12 protein-coding genes are annotated in these 8,089 nt (G+C 45.4%); 10 read left to right on the top strand and 2 right to left on the bottom strand.

The features are described from left to right. Window positions 1-118: 118 nt before the first annotated feature. The 8 genes from uvrC (at window position 119) to MNV_RS06125 (ending at window position 6,016) form a co-directional block, all read left to right on the top strand. Window positions 119-1,939, top strand: a complete 1,821-nt coding sequence (gene uvrC, locus MNV_RS06160) for an excinuclease ABC subunit UvrC (RefSeq protein ID WP_218837920.1) — start codon at window positions 119-121, stop codon at window positions 1,937-1,939. A gap of 120 nt (window positions 1,940-2,059) precedes the next feature. Further along, window positions 2,060-2,503: an RDD family protein gene (locus MNV_RS06155; RefSeq protein WP_096204496.1), complete on the top strand. Its 444-nt coding sequence runs from the start codon at window positions 2,060-2,062 to the stop codon at window positions 2,501-2,503. Window positions 2,504-2,572: 69 nt separating this feature from the next. Continuing rightward, window positions 2,573-3,463 carry a dihydroorotate dehydrogenase gene (locus MNV_RS06150; RefSeq protein WP_096204494.1) on the top strand — a complete coding sequence of 297 codons (891 nt, stop codon included), beginning with the start codon at window positions 2,573-2,575 and terminating at the stop codon, window positions 3,461-3,463. Next, on the top strand, window positions 3,460-4,206 hold the full coding sequence (locus tag MNV_RS06145; protein ID WP_096204492.1) for a dihydroorotate dehydrogenase electron transfer subunit: 747 nt from the start codon (window positions 3,460-3,462) through the stop codon (window positions 4,204-4,206). Before MNV_RS06150 ends, MNV_RS06145 begins: the two co-directional genes overlap by 4 nt. Continuing rightward, window positions 4,182-4,610 carry a rhodanese-like domain-containing protein gene (locus tag MNV_RS06140; RefSeq protein ID WP_256999970.1) on the top strand — a complete coding sequence of 143 codons (429 nt, stop codon included), beginning with the start codon at window positions 4,182-4,184 and terminating at the stop codon, window positions 4,608-4,610. The genes MNV_RS06145 and MNV_RS06140 overlap by 25 nt, the downstream gene beginning before the upstream one ends. A gap of 317 nt (window positions 4,611-4,927) precedes the next feature. Further along, window positions 4,928-5,218, top strand: a complete 291-nt coding sequence (locus tag MNV_RS06135; protein WP_096204498.1) for a non-histone chromosomal MC1 family protein — start codon at window positions 4,928-4,930, stop codon at window positions 5,216-5,218. A 191-nt stretch (window positions 5,219-5,409) separates the two neighbouring features. Then, on the top strand, window positions 5,410-5,613 hold the full coding sequence (locus MNV_RS06130; protein ID WP_096204490.1) for a hypothetical protein: 204 nt from the start codon (window positions 5,410-5,412) through the stop codon (window positions 5,611-5,613). Window positions 5,614-5,776: 163 nt separating this feature from the next. Next, window positions 5,777-6,016 (top strand): winged helix-turn-helix domain-containing protein, encoded by a 240-nt coding sequence (locus MNV_RS06125; protein WP_096204488.1) that lies wholly within the window; start codon window positions 5,777-5,779, stop codon window positions 6,014-6,016. Window positions 6,017-6,024: 8 nt separating this feature from the next. Here the strand turns inward: MNV_RS06125 and MNV_RS19425 are convergent, their stop codons facing one another. Both MNV_RS19425 and MNV_RS06120 read right to left on the bottom strand, forming a co-directional pair. Then, entirely contained in the window at window positions 6,025-6,183 is a 159-nt protein-coding gene (locus MNV_RS19425; RefSeq protein WP_179293829.1) for a hypothetical protein, read from the bottom strand. Between the two features lie 36 nt (window positions 6,184-6,219). Next, window positions 6,220-6,489 (bottom strand): DUF504 domain-containing protein, encoded by a 270-nt coding sequence (locus MNV_RS06120; RefSeq protein WP_096204486.1) that lies wholly within the window; start codon window positions 6,487-6,489, stop codon window positions 6,220-6,222. Window positions 6,490-6,636: 147 nt separating this feature from the next. Between MNV_RS06120 and MNV_RS20575 the strand changes: the two genes are divergently transcribed. Beyond that, window positions 6,637-6,768, top strand: a complete 132-nt coding sequence (locus MNV_RS20575) for a hypothetical protein (protein ID WP_256999969.1) — start codon at window positions 6,637-6,639, stop codon at window positions 6,766-6,768. Beyond that, the gene (locus MNV_RS06115; protein WP_096204484.1) at window positions 6,756-7,844 is read left to right on the top strand and encodes a hybrid sensor histidine kinase/response regulator; all 1,089 of its coding nucleotides are present in this window, start codon (window positions 6,756-6,758) and stop codon (window positions 7,842-7,844) included. The genes MNV_RS20575 and MNV_RS06115 overlap by 13 nt, the downstream gene beginning before the upstream one ends. Window positions 7,845-8,089 lie beyond the last annotated feature (245 nt).

Here is an 8,089-nt window from a genome sequence, read left to right as displayed (position 1 = left end):
ATAAGGCCAAAACATTCGGGACTATACAAAAACTCTTTTTCCGGAACTGTTGCGAAAAGATTCCAATGCAAAAAATTATGGGGCTGCACAACTAAAGGCAGGTAGAATCCATAAATAAATGATTGAAAATATCGAGTTTGAAAATCCAATGAAGGATAATAATGATAAAAAGAATGAAAGGATTTTCAAAAATGTAAAAAAACTCCCGGACTTGCCTGGCGTTTACCTGATGAAAGATAGGGAGAACAGGGTCATATATATTGGAAAGGCATCCTCGCTGCGGGAAAGGGTGAGCCAGTATTTCAGGGGGCAGGAGTCGCCGAAGAACAGGATGCTTGTCAGGAATATTGAGGATGTTGAGTATATCGTGACAGGGAACGAGGTCGAGGCGCTGGTGCTGGAATCGAACCTGATAAAAGAGCATGTGCCGCGCTACAATGTGCGCTTGCGGGATGATAAGGCATATCCGTTCATCAAGATAACGAACGATGAATATCCCCGCATATGCATTTCCCGGAGGAGGGAGCAGGATGGAGCGCAATATTTCGGACCTTATCCGAGTTCAAGGGCGGTCCGGGAGCTGATAAGGATGGCTTCGGGTTTCGGCATAAGGCGGTGCAAAAAGAAACTGCCATGCCCCCCGTGCCTTAATTACCATATAAAACAATGCGCTGCCCCCTGCATCGGTGATATGACTAAAGAGGAGTATCTGGATATAATCAGGAATGTTACGGATTTCCTTAAAGGAAAGAGAAGCCAGTTGATCCAGTCCCTGAAAGAAGAGATGAAAAAGCTCTCGGAAATGCAGGAATATGAGACTGCGGCGCGCGTCCGCGATTTGATAAATGCATTGCAGGAGCTGTCAGAAAAACAGCGCGTGAACACGTCGGGATGGAAAGAACAGGATGTGATCGCGTATGCTCTCTCAAACAGCATCGGAAGCATTCAGATATTCCACATAAGCGAGGGAAAGCTGAAAGGACGGGACACATTTTCAATGAATACGGCAGGTTCGGATGAGACAGAGGTCATTTCGAGTTTTATTAAGCAGTACTACCAGGAAGTTAATCCGCCTGAAGAGATAGTAATCCCGGTTGAGATAACGGATAAGTCCATATTGCAGTGGCTCTCTAACAGGGGAACAAAGCTGAAAACATCAAAAAACAAGGTCGAGAGAGGACTGATGAACCTGGCGCAGGAAAATGCCAGGATGCTCCTGAACCAGAAAATGCTTGCTGAAGGCAATGGCAGGAATGAAGCGATTGCGGAGCTGCAAAAAGCCCTGGCTCTGCCTGTTATGCCTGCAACGATCGAAGCATTCGATATCTCAAACATCGGCGGCACTGATGCCGTCGGCTCTCTTGTTGCGTTCAAGGACGGAAAGCCTGATAAAAAGAACTACCGGAGATTCAGGATACAAACGATACAGGGCGCTGATGATTTTGCCATGATGGGAGAAGTTGTCGGGCGCGCGTACTCGCGCATGAAAGAAGAGGGAAAAGGGATGCCTGACCTGATATTGATTGACGGGGGAAAGGGACAGCTGAACGCGGCGCTGGCTGCTCTCAAAGGGCGCAAGCCGAACATAGCTGCGCTTGCAAAGGAGTTTGAGCATATCTTTCTCCCGGAGAGAGAAGCGCCCATCATTTTGCCGAAGGGCTCGCCCGCGCTTCAGCTGCTGCAGAGGATAAGGGATGAGGCGCACAGATTCGCCATCGAATATCACAGGAAGCTGCGGGGTAAGAAGATAGTAGAATCGGCGCTGGATGAAATAGCAGGGATCGGGTTAAAGAAGAAACAGGCGCTGCTCCGGTATTTCGGGTCGGTTGAGAAGTTAAGAAAGGCGGAGGTTTCGGAGATAGAGAAGGTGTCGGGGATTACGAGGAAGGATGCGGAGAGGGTGTACGGGTATTTTCGTAAACCGCATGGGGATATCTGAAATCTCTTTTCTATTTTAATTGTGTACTCCCACAGCAACATGCAGAACGAATTTAAACCCCAACTGCAAATCTTTATAACTATCAATATGCAATCAGCTTAAATAGAAAGGTGTGAGAAAATGGAGACTATATACCTTGCAAAATGGGAGACACGGTTCTGGGCGTGGTTAATCGACATTCTGCTGGTCGGTGCTTTACATTCCGGCATTGCAAATTTATTGTCCCTCCCGAAGGTTGATCTTATCAGTCTTGAGGATTTTGGTATTCGCAGCGTATTAATGTTCGCCTACTGGACGTTCTTTGAAGGTTACAATGGTCAATCTATAGGGAAGATGGCGCTGAACCTGAAAGTGACCGGAAGAAAAGGGGGAAAAATAGACCTTCCGGCTGCTGCGCTTGAAAGTTTCGGAAAGGCTTTTCTCCTTCCGCTTGACTGCCTCATCGGCTGGCTGGCCATGTCTGGCAGCAAGCTGCGGCTCTTTAATCGTATATCCGGTACTATAGTCATCAAGACAAAGTACGAAGAGCCGGAAGGGGTGACGTACGTTAAGGAAAAAGAATAGCGGGTTGATATGCATACTCCCTAAATTTAATAAAAAGAACTAAGTATTTACCAAGCATGATTATTCAGGATGCTCTCGCTCACACTGACAGGATTAAATCTCAAAAACCCCCTCATGCTCGCTGCAGGTATCATGGGCACTACAGGCGATTCATTAAAAAGGATGGCTCTGGCAGGGGCAGGCGCTGTTGTGACAAAATCGATCGGGACGGAGCCCAGAAGCGGTCACAGTAACCCGAGCATGGTAGAGGTTGATTGCGGTTACCTGAATGCCATGGGTCTTCCCAATCCGTCGTATAAAAATTTCCAGGATGAGATCGACAGAGCAAGGGAGGGAGAGGTGCCTGTGATCGCAAGCATCTTCGGCGGGTGTTCTCTTGATTTCTCGGAAATAGCGAAGTCCCTGAACGCCGATGCTTTTGAGCTTAATGTGAGTTGCCCGCACGCCCATGGATACGGCGCTGAGATCGGCACGGACCATGCTCTTGTGGAGGATATCACGCACGCTGTCAAAACTGCTGTAAATGTGCCCGTATGGGTGAAGCTCACGCCCAATGTTACGGACATAAAGGGCATCGGGCTTGCTGCACAGCACGGCGGCGCCGATGCAGTTGTGGCGATAAATACTGTACGGGGTATGGCTATCGATATCGAGAGCGGCTATCCTATACTTGGCAATAAATTCGGGGGACTTTCCGGCAGGGCGATTAAGCCTGTGGCGATAAAATGTGTTTATGACCTTTATGAAGTCCTTGATATACCCGTGATCGGTGTTGGGGGTGCTACGGACTGGAAAGATGCTGTGGAATTTATAATGGCAGGCGCAAAGGCAGTACAGATAGGCTCTGCTGTTGGGAATAACATCAATATTTTCGATGATATTTCTTCATGTATGGAAGCTTTTTTGGAAGAGAAAGAATGGACGCTGGATGACATATACGGGATGGCGCACGAAATATGAGACCTGTTAATGCGGTTATTACAAAAATCGTTGACGAAACTCCCACCATAAGGACGTTCTTTTTTGATACCTCCTTTGAACTGGTTCCGGGGCAGTTCGTGATGGTGTGGATACGCGGCGTGGATGAGATCCCGATGGCGCTCTCATATGAGAATGCGATAACAGTGCAGAAAGTAGGGCATGCAACATCGGCTTTGTTCGAGCTTGAGGTATGCGATTCGGTGGGCATTAGAGGACCGTTCGGCAACGGCTTTGATATAAAGAAAGGACATATCCTGCTTGTCTCAGGCGGTGTCGGCGCCGCTCCCCTTGCGCCGCTGGCAGAGAAGGCAGGCGCTTCAGGTATTAAGGTCACAACGCTGCTTGGCGCAAAAACAAAAGACGAATTGCCGTTCAGGGAGCGCTTCGAGGCTGCAGGTGACGTGAAGGTTGCCACGGATGACGGCTCAGAAGGGATACACGGATTCGTAACACAACTGATCGATGAGCCGGATAGATACAGCCAGATATACTGCTGCGGACCTGAAATTATGATGAAAAAGGTACTCGATAAGGTCGCCCCGTCAAAGGCGCAGTTCAGCCTCCACCGCTACATCAAATGCGGCATAGGGATATGCGGCGCCTGCTGCATAGACGGGCTGCGCGTTTGCAGGGACGGGCCTGTGTTCCCAGGCGGGGTCCTGAAGAAGAGCGAGTTCGGGGTTTACAGGAGGAATGAGTGCGGGGAAAGGGTAAAGGTATGAATATCATGAAGAAGTTTTTCATCGTAGTATTTATGACCCTTACATTAGTCTCCGCGCTATCCGGGTGTGCCACAAAACCGCCTGAAAAAGCACAATATATTGACATCAGCGTTCAGCAGGCTAAGGAAATGATTGATAAAGGTGAAGTTTTCATCCTGGATGTGCGTACACAGGAGGAATATAATGCCGGGCATATCAGAAATTCTACGCTGATACCAGTGCAGGATTTAAGTAAAAGGCTAAATGAGGTCCCGCGGGACAGGAAAATACTTGTCTACTGCAGAACGGGAGGCCGCAGCGCTGCGGCAAGTGAGATACTGGTAAATAACGGGTTTACCCGGATTTACAATATGAAGGGGGGAATCATAGAATGGACTACGGCGGGATATGAGGTAGTTAAATAAAAATCAAAAATCTTTTATTTTTTATGTGCATGAAGAGTGGCACTTGCAGGTTCCTCTTGAAATCTTCTTTATTTTTACGATTTTCATGATTTACCTCCTTAAATCACAATTAACCCTGAGATTTATTTAAGTCCTTTACATAAGTAGTTTTCGGTTGAAATATATGATTCTCCAAATATTGGGGTAGTCGGGATTTTTTGCGGCTGCGGATAGCATTCGCGCCAATTAGCATATTTTTTCATGTAAATAAGATTTATAAATAGATAATGTGTATTATAGCGTTTGCAGCATTTGATGCTGCAAGGAGAATTGATAATATGGCAGAAATCAAGAATTTTATTTTAAGGAACAAAAACGGTAGTGAGGATGGTGTGTTCACAGGGCGCCAGCCGCGCCAGGCTGCTCTTAAGGCAGCAAACCGGTTCGGGGGAAGCAAAGATAAACCGGTCGAGATAAGATTGAGGGAAAGAGGAACAAAGAAGATCCATATCTTCAAGGGCTGGAAGGAAATGATTAATGCCCCAAAGAATAAGCCTGCATGGATGCCGGATAAGATCAATAAGCCATTTGTGAAGAAGGTTGGAATTGAAAAGCTGGAAAAGCTTTAATTCTTCCTTTTTTCGATACTTCTATAAAGTTCCGGGCAAGGGGGGGTTTGCACTATTTAGTACATTTCAATAAAAAACAGATTGCTTAAAGCAATTCGGGCTGATATACCAGAGATATAAAGAACATGACAATGCCAAATAGCTTTAAGTACATGTAGGTTATTATATATTTACAAGGAGACTGATAAGGTATGGATATCTTTGATGTACTGGGTGCTATCTCCAAGAGAAAGATAACACTTATGCATACTGGTATCAACGAAAGTGAAGCTCTTACCAAAGCTAAAATTGATATTTCCATAGAATATCATATATCACTCTTTGATATCGAAAAGCTGGCAGGGCAAAAGACAAATCGTACCAGGGTCAACAAGAATCGCCGTTCATTCTCATGAATTATACTGCCCCTGGACTTTCCAAGCCTTTTTTAATTTTTTAATCGTTTTGTAATTTTTTAATCCGTTTGAAATATATATTGTGACGTAATGCTGTGCTCCAAGAGCAATCCGTTAGTTCAAGTCACAGGCTGGCAGGATGCCAGGATAAGGAGAGAAAAATATGAAACGAAGCCGTCTGGAGATAATCATAGACATACTGAAGGTATGCGGAGAAGAAACGAAAAAAACCAGTATTATCTACAAGACCAACCTGAATTTCATTGTCACAGAGAAGTACCTGAACATATTAGTAAATAAAAAGTGGGTGGAAAAAACTGAAAATGCATACAGGATAACCAGCGAAGGGAGAACTTTTTTAAATAAGGCGATAGAAGTAAACCTGCCGTCTGAACTGATTTAAAATCCCTTTTATCTCTTGATCCTGATATTGATCGTCTTCCAATCCTCTCCTATCCCGTGAAGAGCGCCGACAGAACCTGAGAGCACCCCGTACAGCATTTTCCTGACAAAATCATTCAACGGGATTCTTTTCCCGTCTACTTCCAGAACGACATCCGCATCATCCATTAAAATACCTCCTATATTCTATGTGGGACCTTTAACTTAAGGGTTTATCTTGTTTCTTTGAGGTCTCTCAAATATTATCTTATCATCATAATCTATTCTCACTATCCTGTGATAAGGAATATACACCTCATGCGGCTCTCCTTCCAGGATCAAAAAAGCCCTGTCTATAGTCCTGATAGCGCTCCCTTCCACCGCCTTTATGTTCCCCGGCGCTCCCCTGTGGATATAATACACCCTGCACCTGTGGAGGTCGGACTTCCACTTGATCTCATTGAGCAAAAGCCTGGGGTATCTGGATTTGAACATAATCAGTGTCTTGCAGTATAATACTTAAGAGATACGTTCTGAGTGCAGCATTACTGGCAGTTCTGAACAGGCTTTTTGACGAGCGTCCTGTAGCCAGTCCAACCACACAAAATTTAATATAAAACCATGATAAGAATATATGGATAAGTGGGGAGCTTTGATATTATAGGTACCGGATGCAGGCAGAGGGAGCAATCCGCTCAAGGCGTGCGTGCATATGCCGGGAGCGTTGTAGAGACGCTACGTGAGCCCTCAGGTGGTCGAAAATGGAGGACATAAGAGTTTTGCTGATAGAGGACAACCCCGCAGATGCAAGGTTGATACGGGAGATGCTGGCATATGAAAAGGATGTTTCATTCAACCTGGAATGGAAAGACAATCTTACGGAAGGGCTGAAACGTCTTGCCGGGGGAAGGGTCGACATCGTCCTGCTGGATCTCATGCTGCCTGACAGCTTCGGGCGTTTATATACGTTTACTACGGCGCAGGCACAGGCGCCAGAAGTCCCGATAGTTATACTGACCAGTTTTAAAGATGATGATTTTGCTATCAACGCCATCAGTATGGGCGCACAGGATTATCTTATTAAGGGGCAGGTGGATAGCAACCAGTTAGTGCACACCATCCGCTATGCTATCTGGCGAAAGCAGATATTGAAAAACCATGTATCGAGGTTTAAAAAGGCGGATAATCTCAAAAATCTTTTCACGAATATGACGCGCCAGGACATACTTAACCTCGCAGATGTTATTAAAACCACGGCTGAACTGGGGCTTGGGGAGGCAAAGGGCGAAGGAGTGCGCAATGCACTGTTGAAGATAAGGAGCAATACAGATATGCTTATAGGGATGATTAAAACCGCAAGCACGTACGCCATGCTGGTGGAAAGTATTGAAAAACTGGAGCGCCGGCGGCTCGATTTAAATATGATAATCAGAAAAGTCGCCGACAGCTTCAAACCCGAACTTGAAAAGAAAAACATAAAGCTTGAGTACCAGGTAAAAAGCGATTGCTCTGCAATGGTCAATCCGATGATAGAAGACGCTTTTTCAAATCTTATCAGCAATGCTATAAAGTATTCTCCGGAAAGCAGTAAAATCGAGGCAGGCATAATAAAAGAAAGCAAACATTGGAAGATTTACGTCAAAGACTGGGGATATGGAATAAGAGAAGCGGATAGGGAACTGCTCTTCAAGCGTTTTCAGAGGGTGGATGAAAAGGGCGTAATGAATACGGAACCTGGGCTTGCGATCGTGAATCGTATTGCCGAGCTTCATGGAGGCAGGGTCGGGGTAGAAGATAATCCGGAAGGCGGGTGCTTGTTTTATGTGGAAATCCCGGAGATGACCGACTGAAGACGAGCTTTCACTTTTTTACTGTATCCATGTATTTTTGATGCACTTCGGAGATACGGAGGGTTGCGCATAAGTTTGCTCACATTTATACTATAAAGGCTGAATGAATTCCGCAATCTAGCGAAATAGTATTTTTTATTACCGTAGAGTAAATTTGTCATTTTTACCCCGACATCTCTATAAGAATAGGGGTCTCAGATAAATTTTTAAGTGTAAAAACTATTGTTACCATTGCAAAGCACAGT

Origin of the sequence: Candidatus Methanoperedens nitratireducens, assembly GCF_900196725.1 — an archaeon.
Taxonomy (GTDB): Archaea; Halobacteriota; Methanosarcinia; order Methanosarcinales; family Methanoperedenaceae; genus Methanoperedens; species Methanoperedens nitroreducens_A.
The sequence above is the reverse complement of the archived record's forward strand: the minus strand, read 5'-3'. Positions and strand labels throughout refer to the sequence as shown.